The following is a 14367-nucleotide window of genomic DNA, read 5'->3' on the forward strand; positions in this document are numbered from 1 at the left end:
CAGCTATTATTTGGCAGAATATAAGAAAAAGCCTTAGCTTTTAAGTAACTAAGGCATTTATTTTATGAGATTTTTAGTTAAAAAATGAGTTAAACCTTTGAAAGAATTTGACCTGCCTGGATCAAGGTTTGTTCTTTTTTTGCAAAGCAAAACCTGAGCAAGCGTAAATCTGTAGGAGGATGCTGGTAGAACGCAGAGACTGGAATCGCGACAATCCCATGTTGTTCTGCCAGAAAATGGCACATGGATAAATCATCGAGCTCAGGCCGAATCTCTGAATAATCTAAGTTCTGGAAATAAGTCCCTTGAGAAGGTGTCCATTTAAAGCGTGACGTTTCAATGGATGAGTTAAATAAATCCCGTTTGTTTTGATAGAAAGAGGACAGTTCAGGTATATGCTCAGGATGCAGTTGCATATATTCCGCCAAGGCAACCTGAACGGGCGTCACACCACAGAAACTGGCAAACTGATAAATCTGTCTGAACATTTTCATCAGTGCGGGTGCAGCAATACAAAATCCGGTTTTCCAGCCAGTGACATGGAAGGTTTTACCAAAAGAACCAATCACAAAACTCCGCTCACGAAGTTCTGGAAATGACCAGGCCGAATAGTGCTGAACGCCGTCAAAAACCAGATGTTCGTAGACTTCATCGGACAGCACCACAATATTGCGCTCGCGAATCAGCTCGATCAGTTGCTGCCAGCCTGCCTTGGACCAGACACTACCACTCGGGTTATGTGGCGTATTCACCACAATCATGCGGGTACGGTCATTAATGGTATCTTTGACCTGATTCCAGTCCACAGAAAAATCAGGATGCTGCAAAGCAATATGCACTGGCTTTGCCCCGACCAGTTGTACCGCAGGGCCATAACTGTCATAGCTCGGGTCGAAAATAATTACTTCTTCACCGGCGCGCACTGTGGCCTGAATGGCACAAAAAATCGCAATCGTGGCCCCAGGCGTAATCGTGATTTCCTCGAAAGGATCAATCATCAGTTGATCACGCTGCTGATAGAGATCTGCCACTAGACCTCGCAAGACTGGCAGACCATCTCCCGGAGCGTACTGGTTAAATCCATTCTGGCTAGCCCGGTTTAAAGCTTCAATCAAGGCAGGAGGCGCTGCAAAGTCTGGAAATCCTTGAGAAAGATTCAAGGCTCCGAGTTTTTGTGCCAAGGCCGACATGGTACTAAAAATGGTCACGCCCAAATCGGGTAATTTAGAAGGGAGTTCCAGCATGTCCTTGGCCTTGAAGAATGAGATCTGAATGAGTGTAGCAGCAAGTTCCGTATAGGATAATCGGAAAAATAGGGAATATTGAGCAATATTTTTAATTAAGATGTACCACATGCAATTTAAGATTTTTAATTGAAGGGCCATAAATTAAAGGCCTAATTATGTGAAATGCATCGTGAACTGGACGAAATGGATAACTTTTCCTAAAATCTGCCGCACAATAATAAAGCTTAAAATTATAACTATAAAATGCCAAAACCTATCCATATGCTGGTGGAGCAGCTCGGGCTTAAGCGACAGCATCGTGCGCTACATTTACAGTTTTCACATCCTCCTTTAAATCATCAGGTTTTGATTCAGCGTATTGAGGGTCAGCATCAGATCAATCAAGGCCTGCAGGCTGAACTGATCTGTCTTTCCACTCATGCTCATATTGCCTTGAAACAGTTTATCGGCTGTCGGGTGGCCATTGATCAGGTCACAGACCGGGGTGAACTTTTCCGGACTACGGGCATTATTACTGCAGCCAGTCAAGGGCAGAATGATGGAGCTTTGACCCTGTATAAATTGATGCTAAATGATCCGACTGCACTCTGGCAGAAGCGCCGTAACAGTCGGGTTTTTATGAATAAGACGGTGCGCGAGATCAGTGAAATCCTGTTCAGTGAATGGCAAAACAGAAGTGTATTATTCGCGGCCAGTCTCAGCCTGGATTTGACAGGACTCAGCCGGGACTATGATGTCCGACCTTTTGTAATGCAGTCGAATGAATCGGATTATGATTTTCTGACCCGTTTATGGCGTAGCGAAGGAATTAACTGGCTGATTGATGAAAGGCAATTAACTGTGCCTGTATCAGCCAGCGAGATTCAAGATCAGCTTTTAAAACTGGTAGATCATTCCCAATATTTTTCAGCTTTAAAACGCCGCTCCATCCGGTTTCATCGCAGTCATGCCACCGAACAGCTGGACACGCTGAACAGTCTGATTGCGGTACGTCAGCTCAATCCGAATAGTACCCAAACCCAGCGCTGGCATGCCCAGCAACTTGCCCAGGATCAAAGCCAGCCTTTATTCAGTAATCATCAGCAAAGTGATATCCATGCAAATGCCACTCTTCAGCTTGAAGATGCGTGGAACATCAGTCCGGCTTGGACCGGCGACTTAAATCATGAGGATCAGGTGACAGCATCTGGTATAGCCCAACTGGATCGACTCAATCAGCAGCTCAGTGACTATCATGCTTTGCAGTCTAAATATTTTAAAGCCAGTAGCAGCGTACGAGATGCTCAGGTTGGATACTGGTTTGAACTGCAACAGCATCCTGAAATTGATCAGCATCCTGCCCATCAACGTGAATTTCTGATTTTAGCTAAGCGGTTTTATAACCAGAACAATTTACCCAAAGATATCTTATCTCAGCTGGACAGTTTGCTTGAGAAGAGCGGCTGGCAGATGACACAGGAGGAACGACAGGCCAATGAACTACAGATGGTGCGCCGTGAAATCCAGGTTGTTCCTGAGTACCACCCCTTCATTCATCGGCCTGCTGGATATCCGCAACGGGCTCGAGTGGTCGGACCTGAAGGTGAAACGATTCATGTCGATGCATGGGGGCGGGTGAAAGTTCGTTTTCTGTTTACCCGGAGTGAGGATCATCAGCATGATGGCGGCGCAGGTAGCAATGACAATGATAGCGATTCTGCTTGGGTGGATGTTTTGACCCCTTGGGCGGGTGAGGGTTATGGCATCAGGTTGCATCCGCGAATTGGCGAAATTGTAGTGATTGACTTCTTTGAAGGTGATATCGACCGGCCCTTTGTGGTGGGACGGATTCATGAAGCAGAACGGCATCCGACCATGTTTGATGCAAAAGGAGAACTTCCTGCGACCAAAAAACTCAGTGGCATCCGTTCTCAGGAGGTCGATGGGGATGGCTTTAACCAGTTGCGTTTCGATGATACCCCTGAACAGATTAGTGCGCAGCTGCAAAGTAGTCATGCAGCCAGTCAGCTCAATCTGGGAAATCTAAGCCATCCTAAAGAAAGTGAAAGCAGCGAAGGTCGAGGAGAAGGTTTTGAACTAAGGACAGACCAGTGGGGTGCCATACGTGCAGGAAAAGGCTTATTAATCTCCACTTATCGGCAAGATTCAGCAGCAGGCAATCACCTGGATGCGAGTCGTGCCAAAGAGCAGATTGAATCGAATCTCGATCATAGTAAAGCCTTGAGTGATATTGCTGAACAACAGCAGACTGATCCGCTGCAATTTTTTGATAGTTTAAAACAGTTTCTGAGTCAGATTGAAGCTGAAGATCAAGCCAAGGCCATCGCATTTAAACAGGCCGTGATGTTATTAACTGCCCCCCAAACGATTGCACTGAGCACAAATGAAAATATTCATTTATCCGCTGATCAGCAAATCAATCAGAGTGCCGGGAATAATATTCATTTATCCACACAGAAATCTTTAGTTGCTCATGCACAGGACAAGATCAGTTTATTTGCTGCTCAAGAGGGTGCGAGTCTCTATGCTGCTCAAGGAAAAATTGAACTACAAGCCCAAGATGATGCGATTGAAGCGATTGCCCGCAAGGTAATCAAGCTTATTTCGACTGAAGACAAGATCGAAATCACCAGTCCGAAAGAGATTGTACTGACCGCTGGAGGGTCTCAAATTAAGATCAATGGTGGTGGAGTGGTGGTCACAACTGGTGGGAAATTTGAGTGTAAGGCCGGGCAGCATCTGTTTACGAAAGGTCAAAATATTATTGAACAAAAAATAAATCTTCCAAAAATGAAAACATTATTCAGTAATAAAATTAACTATCAGTGGACTAACCAGTCTGCAGGAGAAAAAGAAATTTTTATTCTAAATAAGTTGGATGGGAACTTAATTAAAACTAAGAAGTCTGTATTAAATGAAAATAATCAATTAAGTACTTTAAGATTCTATACCTCTCAACCCACAGATTTCGTGGCTTTAGGATTTAATTCTTTACAAACTCATCTCATTCAAGACTTAGATAATGAAAGTATTGATGAACTATTGAATGAGATAGAAGAAAGGGATTTAGAGGATGATGTATATACTGAAGAGGATGTCGAATGATGAGCAATTTAGTTACCATAACATCAAAAATTTATGATGCTTCAGGAAAATATGTCATTAATTTAAAAGTTAAATCACGCTATAAAGGTTCATCGAGAGAAAATACAAATAAAACAGATAAAGATGGTTTATTTATATTTCAGGGTTCACCAAATCGAACTGTGGAAATTTTAGCTAAGCCACCTAATGTGGAAGATTATATCGTTATTAAAACGATTGATTCTTCAATCATTTCTTCTAGAAAGAATCCTGTAAAAGTATCCTTGCCTAAAAGTATAGAGGAGTATCATAAAGAAAAAGTGATGCCTACTACAAAAGGTATAGTTACGACTTTATTTAAAATAATAGACTGCAATGAGAAAATATTAACGAGTTTCCCGGTAAAATCTCGCCCTAAAGGAAAACAAAGTTCATTTGAACGTCATACCAATGAGCAGGGCATTGTAGAGGTGGTATCTTCACCTAATCGAGATATTGAAATTCTAGTTTTGACTTCAAATGATGAGTTTGCTCTAAAAGGTGCTGTTAACTCTGAGCATGGCTCTCAAATACCACAAATAATTAAACTAGACGAACCCTGCGAAAACTTTAAAAGTGAATCAAATATCCAACTTCTAGATAGAGAAGGAAATAGTTATATCGTTGAAAATACAAAGATCGAGATACTTTATCTAGGAAATAAGATAACAAAAATTTCAAATACCTCTGATGGTAAATTTTCATTTCCAAGCATGATTGGAGAAAAAATACAGATCACGGTATTTAAACCTGATGGTAATCCCTTGGAACCGAAAACTCATGTGGTAAAAAGAATTAAAGAAGATGCCATAAAAATGAAATTAGATGTGGACTTAACGGTAGGTCGAACTGTACTAAATAAGCCAAGAATAGAGAAAAATTTAAAAATAAGTAAATGTGTCTGTAATAGGGATATTTCAGCAGAAGAATTTAAAAAAATAACAACTAGTGCCACAGCTATAAGCTTTCTTAATGATTTAAATGAACAATTTAAAAAACTTAATATGATTAATTGTCTTGAAAAGGCTCATTTTATAGCACACACATTACATGAAACTGCAAGTTATTCTTTGCTAGAAGAAGGATTAGGTGGTAAATCTGAAAGTGAAGTTTATGATGGCTATAAAGGACGTGGCTTAATGCAATTAACCTATAAAAATAATTATGAGCTTTATGGGTTAGCAGTGAATGAAAACTTTTTAGGAAATAATAAACATAGAATTGCTAAAGAAAAAAAACATGCTGTAGGTTCTGCAGTATGGTATTGGCATCATTCTAAAGCTGGCAATTTGAGTCCTCATGCCATTAATAATGATTTAATAGCAACTTGTGCTTTAATTAATGGTGGATATAACGGATTTGATGATAGAGAGAAATACTATAAAAGAGCTGTAATCGCTCTTAATATAAAAACCTGTTTAAATTTAGATAAGAAAATAGTTGATAATCTTGATAATTATACGAAATTTGAAAATAGTTATATTTATTTTAATAAAATTGGTGAATGCTTTGGATGGGGTTTATGGAGTGATCCTGCTGGTTACAAAAAAGGAAAATTAAAAAACTCTAATGAGTCAAAAAAAGGATACTCAAGATTTCTAGAAATGTGTAAAGACAAAGATTATCCTTTTGGTTATAAACAAGATAAGAAAGGGAACAAAGTTGGCAGAAAGAGGTATGGTTATAGTGCGAATTCTGCAATAACATTAGCTAAAAAGAGGTTAAAAGAATTATGAAAAAAATTATACTTATTTTTTTTGCTCTAGTGGTATGTACAAGCGCACAATCAAATGATGAATATTATTGTCTGATAAGTGAAAAGAAATCTATTTTGTTAGTTTCTAGTAAGTATCCTGATATTAATTTTGTAAAATATTATCCCTATTTGAAAAATATTAAAATATCAAGACCTATAAAAGAAAAAAATGTCGATATGGGTGATAATGCTAAGCCTGAAGTCTATAGAACAATGAATGAAATCATTAATGGAGAAATTACTGGGTATTATACTTTTATGTCACAAGGTTATCTTTTATATGATGTCGAATATAAAAATTTAAGAACCAAGAAGACTACTATTTTTAATAAAAGTAACATACATATAGATAATATAAGTTGCTTATAACTCTTTAAATTCTATTTTAATCTTAGTTAAAAAGCATAAATCGAAATAAGATTTATACTTAATTTTAAAGTGAATTTACAAAACCTCTTCCAGTAACTCCTCACTCGGTGCAAAGTAATAGGCACCATCCAGAGGTGTTACAAAATGCAGCAGGCGGTCATGAATTCCATCACCAGATGTACCGAACATACGTTCTAACATAGCATCAATAATTTTCAGGTCTTTGGTGTAGGCAATAAAGAATAGACCCTGGTCGCCACGTCCGTCACCATATGGCAAGGAGTGACGCAGGATTTCCATTTCTTCACCTTCTTCATCTTCAACTACAGTACGTGCCACGTGCGCATTTTCAGGTTTGACTTCATCATCCAATTCAATGGATTCAAGCTTGGTGCGACCCATAACCTGTTCCTGAGTATCAACTTTTAGCTTTTTCCATTTTTCCAGGTTATGCGCGTAACGCTGGGCAAAAATAAATGAACCATCTTGGAAAATACCTGAATCTTCACCTAATAATGCGACTTCAGCACGATCATCCGGGAATTGCGGATTTTCAGTCCCATCAATAAAGCCAGTAATGTCACGACCATCAAAATATCGGAAGCAAACTCGCTCATCCAGCACCTGAACCTGATCCTGAATGCCTTCAAAAAAAGCCTGACTGAGCGCAAAACAGATATCAGCACGGGCACTGGCAATATGAATCAGTACATCTGCTGGAACAACCGGCATATCAAACGAACCTTGAATCGGCTCGAGTTGTTTAAAACCTGTCGGACTTTGTGAATAAAGTCTTGACCAAAGCTCAGGACCGAAAGCCACTGCCGTTTTAATTTGTGCTTGAGGATGTTGCGTAATCAGACGATCACGTGAAGTAAACAGATGTTCAAGTTGTTCTTTTAATTTTTCAATACTCAAATCTTTAAGACGTAAAACAATAAAGCGAGCATGATCTGAAGGAAGTGGCAAGATTACCGATTGGGCTGTCATTCATGGCTCCTGTAAGGAAAGATCCTGTTTTTTAATGTACATATTGTGCCTGAAGCTATGCAGAGTGAATAGTGCAGTGCCTTATATTTAAGCAAGTTTTTAGCCTGATTTTATTGGAAAATTCATATAATATTAGGTGAGTTTTGCTGAGTGAAATGTTCATGTCCTATCAAATGTGGTTTGCCTATATGCTGGCCTGCTGGGTGATTAGTGTGTCTCCGGGCGCAGGAGCGGTTGCTTCCATGTCGAGTGGACTGAATTATGGTTTTCGGCATGGTTACTGGAATGCGCTGGGCCTACAACTGGCATTATTGGTACAGATTGCAGTGGTTGCGGCAGGCGTGGGAGTTTTGTTTGCGACAACCCCATGGGCATTTTTAGTGGTGAAATGGTTTGGTGTCGGCTATTTATTGTATTTGGCTATTTTGCAATGGAAAGCACCTGCACAATCTATCGAAATTAAACATGAATTGGCGCGAAAATCGAGAGGGAAACTGGTACTACATGGTTTCTTGGTTAATATCACTAATCCTAAAGCCATCGTATTTTTACTGGCCGTCTTGCCGCAATTTCTGGATTTGTCCAAGCCGCAATGGATTCAGTATTTGATTATGGCTGCGACAATGGTGACGATTGATCTGATTGTGATGGCGGGTTATACCGGATTGGCTGCTAAAGTTTTAAGGCTACTAAAATCATCGAAACAACAAAAAGTCATGAACCGGACTTTTGCCGGTTTATTTGCAGGCGCTGCATTTTTATTGAGTTTGGTGCATCAATAAAGAGTGTTTGCTCTCTCCTTAAAGGAGAGAGGCGGAATAGATCATTAGAAAATCATCATGATTTAACAGAAATATTAAGCCAGCTTTTTAAACTTCTGCACGCAGAAGAACAGTGCAAATAGCACCGCCATGGTCAGTACAATAGTTAAACCTGTCGAAGTATTGAGACCGGCACTCGACCACAGGCCTACGGTCACCCCAATTTGCGCAATCACGAATGCCCAGATCACCATTTGTTTGGGTGAGTGTGCAAGTAATCGTGCAGTCAGGGCAGGGATCACCAGTAATGCTCCCATCAAGAGTGAACCGACTGCTTTCAGGGCAAGCACGGTAAACAATGCCAATAACAACATAAAGATCAGGCGTTGCCATTTGGCATTTACACCTTCACTGACCGCCATGTCCGGATCAATCGCGATTTGAATCTGCGCTTGCCAGCTTTTATAGAGGACGGCTAAGGCCAGAATAATCACAATGGCAAAGGTGGGTAAGTCCGTCCAAGAAATCGTTAGTAGATCACCAAATAGATAGCTGAGAAGTTCCGGTCTTAAACTCGGTAAATGCTGAATGAACAATAATCCCGAGCAAAGCAGTGTTGCTGAACATAAGGCCAGCAAGGCATCATTGGGTAGGCGCGGATCATGCAGCACCCACAAAATACCTACCAATAATAAGGCAATAAAAGTGACTCCCATCCAGAGCGGTAAACTTAAAGCTCCAGCAATGGCAACACCGAGTAAAGTACCGTGTGCCATGGTATCGGCAAAGAATGACATACGCCGCCAGAGCATGAGACAGCCCAGCGGAGCAGTCAGAAATACCAACAGCGTTCCCATGATCCATGCAGGTAAAAGGAGTTGTAACCAATCCATCATGGTTTAAGCTTCCGGCTCGGGGTGAATATGAGGGCGTGAATCATGCTGACAGGGAGTGGCAGAATCGCCATGCGCGCAATGATCATGATGATGGTGATAGAACACTCGATTGGTGCCAAAAATTGCCTGATATTCGGGATGTTGCTGCACGCTTTCCGGCAGCCCACTACAGCAGATATGCTTGTTCAAGCACACGACTCGAGTCGTACCTTGCATCACCCATTGCAGGTCATGTGAAACCATCAGTACGGCACAGCCATATTTTTCCGGCAAGTTACGCACATATTCATACAGTTCAGCTTCGGACTGGATGTCCAGACCTTGCATCGGTTCATCGAGGACTAAAATGTCCGGCTGGCGTAATAAGGCGCGGGCCAATAGCACCCGCTGACGTTCGCCGCCAGACAACTGCTGAACTTTAGAATCTTGCAGTTTACTAATGCCGGTATCGCGGATAATTTCGGTTTTAATCTGGGATGGGCATTTTTCTAGCGCCAATAAATCTTTCACCCGGAGCGGCAAGCTATGTGAGGGATTGAATTTCTGTGGCACATAAGAGAATTTGAGTTTGCGCGCAGTTTTGATCTCACCTGATTGCGGTTTCAAAATGCCCAGCATGACTTTAATTAAGGTCGATTTACCAGCGCCATTGGGACCGATCAGTGTGACAATTTCTTTCTCTTGTAACGAGAAATCAATGGCTTTTAAGATATCGCGCTCATCGATCTTGACCCAGATCTTGGAGAGCTGAATCAGGGGAGAGGCACTTAAGCTTTGTTGCGGCACTGCTGACAAATTCCTGAAATTTCGATAATGCTGTGATGTGCCGTGAAGTCGTCCGAGCTGGCCAGTGCATCGAGTTGATCGAGCAAGCCCTGAGCCGACGCTTCTTTGACGGCTTTACATTCGGTACAGATTAAAAAAGCGGCCTGATGCCCTTCACGTGGATGGCAACAGGGAATATAGGCATTGATCGAGGTCAGGCGATGAATCAGCCCTTTGCTTAATAAAAAATCCAGAGTGCGATACACCGTTGGTGGTGCTGCAGGACGATCGCTGGCATTTTTCATTTGTGCCAGCAGATCATAGGCGCCCATCGGGCCATGCGCATTCAGAATGAGTTCCAGCACTTCTTTACGTAAAGGTGTAAGGCGTGCGCCGCTTGCTGCACAAAGACTTTCCGCTTCAGCAAGACGTTGTGCGACATTGGGATGGTCGTGCACGCCGTGCAATGCGTTGTGGTGTTCGTGCGAACAGGAACCCATAGTTCACCTCAAGTGCGAAACTGAAAATTAATAGATTTCAAATCTTAACATGAAGCGTTCTGAGTTTCGATTGGGCATAGGTATTTTTGTATTTTTGTTATATTATAACACTTCCTGATTTTATCGTTTTTAAGTGATTTCTACTCATGTTCCGTCTCCTTGCAATCAGTCTGCTGGCATTGTTCAGTACACTCAGTTGGTCACAAAGTCTGGTGGTGTCTACGCAGCCGATCTATCTGATTGCCAAGAAAATTACCCAGGGGGTGGAACAGCCAACTTTATTGTTGGCCAACCAAAGTGGACATGATGTGAGTCTGACTCCGGCGCATCGAAAAACTATTCAGGATGCAGGACTGGTGATCTGGTTGGGGCAGGCGCATGAAGCGCCCTTGGCGAAAGTGCTGAATGAAAGTAATAAAGGTATCGCACTTTTAGACTCCGGAATTTTGATTACCTTGCCGATGCGTAATCCGCGTGGCGAGGCCTTAAAAAATACGGTAGACACGCATGTCTGGCTCGATCCGAATAATGCGGTACGGATAGGTTTCTTTATTGCGGCGCTACGTTCGCAGCAATTGCCGGAGCATCGTGAACGCTACTGGAAAAATGCCCGTGACTTTGCACAAAACATGTTTGCTACGGCCCAGCTTTATAGTTCAAGCAACAAAGCCAAACCCTATTGGTCTTATCACGATGCCTATCAGTATCTGGAACGCCCACTCAATTTAAAATTCATGGGTGCGCTGACCGATGATCCGCATGTTTCGCCAACCGTGGCGCAAATCAAGTTTTTACAGGATCATCGTCCACAACGCAAAATGTGCCTGCTGGCCGAAGGTCATGCCAGTGAAAACCAGTACCGCAAACTCAATCCGGTACTGTTCCAGCATGTCGATGAAAGCATGAGCGGGGCAGGGGACTTTGTGCAGGCTTGGCAGCAATTGGCCACAGAAACCCAGAAATGTGTACTAAATGCACGCTAATGATTTAAAAAATAGACAGATTTTGATTAGTTTAACAGCAGTGACCCGATTTAAAAAAACACGACTAAGGTCGGGAAAAGATTGCATGTTCAGGGGTGTAACTCTATAATGCCTGCGATTAAAAATAATCACCTGTTAAACTTGTCAAGCATGATTGCTGTGAGTGAATAAATAATGAGCCGAACTAGTCGCTTGATTGACCGACGATTAGCGAAAGCTTTGGTCCTCCTGCAAGCCTGTATGATCCCTGTTTCAGCCTTGATCGGCTGGGTCGTGAAAGACTCAACCGCAGCCTTGAGTGCAGCATTAGGTGCACTGGTATGTTGGCTCGCGACTTGTTATTTTTCGTGGCAATCGTTTCGAGCAGCAGGAGCCCGCGCGTCTAAACAAGTTCTTTCGAACATGTATAAAGGCTTGATGGGAAAGTTTGCCATTGTGATTGTTGGTTTCATTTTAATTTTAAGCAATGTTAAACCGTTGTCAGCGGTGGCGTTGTTTTGTGGTTTTATACTTGTTCAAGCCATGTCGTGGGTCGCTCCGTTTTGGGCGTCACGTCTACAAAAATGAGTATAAGCACAACAAGAAATTGAAAAGTTTTTCAGGAGCAGGCGAGATATCAAGCAGCACGCGATATTCGTTTGTTCTATTAGTTTTTTGACATTGACCAGGTGTGATTTATGGCTGCTGAAGAACATGCCCTTACTTCGACCGAGTATATCAAGCATCACTTGACCAACATGACCTATGGCAAAATGCCGGACGGTACGTGGAAATTGGCCGAGAGCGGTGCTGAAGCTCAACAGATGGGGTTCACTGCTATTCACTTGGATTCAATGGGTTGGTCTATCGGACTGGGTCTGATTTTCTGTTTGTTGTTCTGGTTGGTTGCGAAAGCGGCTAATGCTGGTGTTCCTACCAAGTTCCAGTCTGCAATTGAAATGATTATCGAGTTTGTAGATTCAAGTGTACGTGATACCTTCCACGGGAAGTCTCGATTAATTGCACCCTTAGCATTAACCATTTTCGTGTGGATTTTCCTCATGAACTTGATGGATTTGATCCCTGTTGACTTTATTCCTTATGTAGCTCAACACGCGATTGCTTCTATGCTGGGTGTAGACCCTCATCAGGTTTACTTTAAAATTGTTCCGACTACAGATCCAAACATTACCCTCGGTATGTCTATTTCTGTATTCTTCTTAATTATTTTCTATAGTATTCGTGAGAAAGGTGTTGGCGGCTTCGTTGGTGAGTTAGCACTGAACCCATTTAACCCAAGTAATCCAGTTGCTAAAGTGCTTTTAATTCCATTCAACTTATTGTTGGAATTGACTACTTTCTTGGCGCGACCAGTTTCATTGGCTCTACGACTGTTCGGTAACATGTATGCGGGTGAGTTAATCTTCATTCTTATCGCGTTATTACCGTTCTGGATCCAGTGGGCGTTGTCTGTGCCTTGGGCGATTTTCCACATTTTGATTATTACGCTACAAGCATTCATTTTCATGATGTTGACTATCGTGTACATGAGTATGGCAAGCGAAAAGCATTAATGGTATTGCCTAACTGTCAACGGATGGTTGGGCACACAATTTTTTAACTTAATTTGGTATAAAACCTAACCTCTGAGGAATTATCATGGAACTCACTTTAGGTCTAGTTGCAATTGCATCTGCTATCTTGATCGCTTTCGGTGCTTTAGGTACTGCGATTGGTTTTGGTCTTCTAGGCGGCCGTTTCCTTGAAGCTGTAGCTCGTCAACCAGAATTGGCTCCACAACTTCAAACTCGTATGTTCTTAATCGCGGGTCTTCTTGATGCTGTGCCTATGATCGGTGTTGGTATTGGCTTGTTCTTCATCTTCGCTAATCCATTTGTAGGTTAATCAGCTTAATTCCGAAATTCACTATTTGAGGAATTTGCAATGAATATCAACCTCACATTGTTTGGCCAAGCGATTGCGTTTGCGATTTTTGTCGCATTCTGCATGAAGTTTGTATGGCCACCACTAATCAATGCGATTAGTGAACGTCAGCGTAAAATCGCTGATGGCTTAAATGCTGCTGAAAAAGCGAAGGCTGACCTTGCAGATGCGCAAGCACAAGTGAAAGCTGAGTTAGACGCGGCAAAAGCACAAGCGGCTCAATTGATCGAACAAGCGAACCGTCGTGGTGCACAATTGATCGAAGAAGCGCGTACCCAAGCTGCGGCTGAAGGTGAGCGTATTCGTCAACAGGCTAAAGAAGCTGTTGATACTGAAATCAATGCTGCTCGCGAAGAATTGCGTCAACAAGTGGCTGCTCTTGCAGTAACTGGTGCTGAGAAAATTCTTAGCCAGCAAGTTGATGCAGAAGCTCACAATGCCATGCTGACTCAGCTGGCTGCTAAACTTTAAGAGAGGCGGATTATGGCTGAACTCTTGACGTTGGCACGCCCATACGCTAAAGCAGCATTTGCTTACGCTTCTGAGCAAAGTGCAACTGACTCTTGGTCAACAGCACTTGAATTGCTCAGTGCTGCGGTGCAAGACGAAGCATTTTCAGCTTATCTAAATCGCCCTGAGCTTACACCTGCTGAGCAGGTGGCTCTTTTTGCGAAAGTTTTAGGTGAAGACCAAACTGCAGCAGTGTCTAACTTCCTGACATTGCTTGCAGAGAATAACCGTTTGGTTCTTCTTCCTGAGATTGCAGCAGAATATGAGCAGCTTAAATCACAGAATAACAATACTGTGGATGTTGTGATTGAATCAGCATTCCCATTGACTTCTGTACAGGAACAACTTCTTACTCACGCATTAGAGAAAAAATTCGAAGCGGCGGTAAATGTTTCTGTAGAAGTTAACCCAGCGCTGATTGCTGGTGTAGTTATTCGTGCAGGCGACCAAGTGATAGATGATTCTGCGCTTAACAAGCTTGAAAAAATGCGTACTCGTCTTCTTGCTTAAGAAATAAGAAGACTGAACTTTAAAAAGATTGAGG

General features: G+C 42.2%; 15 protein-coding genes. 10 read left to right on the forward strand and 5 right to left on the reverse strand.

The window, feature by feature from the left end; all coding sequences use genetic code 11:
- Positions 1-89 precede the first annotated feature (89 nt).
- Positions 90-1244: a methionine aminotransferase gene (locus tag Q9R24_RS09305; protein WP_311204260.1), complete on the reverse strand. Its 1155-nt coding sequence runs from the start codon at positions 1242-1244 to the stop codon at positions 90-92.
- A gap of 246 nt (positions 1245-1490) precedes the next feature.
- Here Q9R24_RS09305 and Q9R24_RS09310 point away from each other — a divergent pair, with 246 nt between their 5' ends.
- The 3 genes from Q9R24_RS09310 to Q9R24_RS09320 are packed head-to-tail and all read left to right on the forward strand — an operon-like array spanning position 1491 to position 6495.
- Complete coding sequence (locus tag Q9R24_RS09310) at positions 1491-4352, forward strand: type VI secretion system Vgr family protein (protein ID WP_311204139.1); 2862 nt, start codon at positions 1491-1493, stop codon at positions 4350-4352.
- Positions 4349-6106: a glycoside hydrolase family 19 protein gene (locus Q9R24_RS09315; RefSeq protein WP_311204140.1), complete on the forward strand. Its 1758-nt coding sequence runs from the start codon at positions 4349-4351 to the stop codon at positions 6104-6106. The genes Q9R24_RS09310 and Q9R24_RS09315 overlap by 4 nt, the downstream gene beginning before the upstream one ends.
- Positions 6103-6495: a hypothetical protein gene (locus Q9R24_RS09320; protein WP_180181000.1), complete on the forward strand. Its 393-nt coding sequence runs from the start codon at positions 6103-6105 to the stop codon at positions 6493-6495. The genes Q9R24_RS09315 and Q9R24_RS09320 overlap by 4 nt, the downstream gene beginning before the upstream one ends.
- A 75-nt stretch (positions 6496-6570) precedes the next feature.
- Here Q9R24_RS09320 and Q9R24_RS09325 read toward each other — a convergent pair whose 3' ends face one another.
- The gene (locus Q9R24_RS09325; RefSeq protein WP_311204141.1) at positions 6571-7485 is read right to left on the reverse strand and encodes a Dyp-type peroxidase; all 915 of its coding nucleotides are present in this window, start codon (positions 7483-7485) and stop codon (positions 6571-6573) included.
- A 161-nt stretch (positions 7486-7646) separates the two neighbouring features.
- On the opposite strand from Q9R24_RS09325, the gene Q9R24_RS09330 reads away from it, so the two are divergent.
- Positions 7647-8267 carry a LysE family transporter gene (locus tag Q9R24_RS09330; protein WP_311204142.1) on the forward strand — a complete coding sequence of 207 codons (621 nt, stop codon included), beginning with the start codon at positions 7647-7649 and terminating at the stop codon, positions 8265-8267.
- A 74-nt stretch (positions 8268-8341) separates the two neighbouring features.
- On the opposite strand, the gene znuB is transcribed toward Q9R24_RS09330, so the two are convergent.
- Genes znuB through Q9R24_RS09345 form a run of 3 tightly spaced genes read right to left on the reverse strand, consistent with a single transcriptional unit; the run spans position 8342 to position 10407 of the window.
- Positions 8342-9142 carry a zinc ABC transporter permease subunit ZnuB gene (gene znuB / locus Q9R24_RS09335; RefSeq protein WP_044112389.1) on the reverse strand — a complete coding sequence of 267 codons (801 nt, stop codon included), beginning with the start codon at positions 9140-9142 and terminating at the stop codon, positions 8342-8344.
- Between the two features lie 3 nt (positions 9143-9145).
- A complete protein-coding gene (gene znuC / locus Q9R24_RS09340) occupies positions 9146-9937 on the reverse strand; it encodes a zinc ABC transporter ATP-binding protein ZnuC (RefSeq protein WP_161785335.1) in 792 nt (263 codons plus the stop codon).
- A complete protein-coding gene (locus tag Q9R24_RS09345) occupies positions 9910-10407 on the reverse strand; it encodes a transcriptional repressor (protein WP_004280980.1) in 498 nt (165 codons plus the stop codon). The genes znuC and Q9R24_RS09345 overlap by 28 nt, the downstream gene beginning before the upstream one ends.
- 146 nt (positions 10408-10553) lie before the next feature.
- On the opposite strand from Q9R24_RS09345, the gene Q9R24_RS09350 reads away from it, so the two are divergent.
- The 6 genes from Q9R24_RS09350 to Q9R24_RS09375 all read left to right on the forward strand — a co-directional run bounded on the left by Q9R24_RS09350 (position 10554) and on the right by Q9R24_RS09375 (position 14333).
- Positions 10554-11390 carry a metal ABC transporter solute-binding protein, Zn/Mn family gene (locus Q9R24_RS09350; protein ID WP_311204143.1) on the forward strand — a complete coding sequence of 279 codons (837 nt, stop codon included), beginning with the start codon at positions 10554-10556 and terminating at the stop codon, positions 11388-11390.
- Between the two features lie 174 nt (positions 11391-11564).
- Entirely contained in the window at positions 11565-11957 is a 393-nt protein-coding gene (locus tag Q9R24_RS09355; protein WP_004280982.1) for an ATP synthase subunit I, read from the forward strand.
- Between the two features lie 110 nt (positions 11958-12067).
- Positions 12068-12943: a F0F1 ATP synthase subunit A gene (gene atpB / locus Q9R24_RS09360; RefSeq protein WP_004644859.1), complete on the forward strand. Its 876-nt coding sequence runs from the start codon at positions 12068-12070 to the stop codon at positions 12941-12943.
- Positions 12944-13028: 85 nt separating this feature from the next.
- Positions 13029-13274 (forward strand): F0F1 ATP synthase subunit C, encoded by a 246-nt coding sequence (gene atpE, locus Q9R24_RS09365; RefSeq protein WP_000424060.1) that lies wholly within the window; start codon positions 13029-13031, stop codon positions 13272-13274.
- Between the two features lie 39 nt (positions 13275-13313).
- Positions 13314-13784, forward strand: a complete 471-nt coding sequence (locus tag Q9R24_RS09370) for a F0F1 ATP synthase subunit B (protein ID WP_004280990.1) — start codon at positions 13314-13316, stop codon at positions 13782-13784.
- A gap of 12 nt (positions 13785-13796) precedes the next feature.
- Positions 13797-14333 carry a F0F1 ATP synthase subunit delta gene (locus Q9R24_RS09375; RefSeq protein ID WP_004644860.1) on the forward strand — a complete coding sequence of 179 codons (537 nt, stop codon included), beginning with the start codon at positions 13797-13799 and terminating at the stop codon, positions 14331-14333.
- Positions 14334-14367 lie beyond the last annotated feature (34 nt).

This window comes from Acinetobacter sp. RRD8, assembly GCF_031844225.1.
In the GTDB taxonomy this organism is placed as follows: domain Bacteria; phylum Pseudomonadota; class Gammaproteobacteria; order Pseudomonadales; family Moraxellaceae; genus Acinetobacter.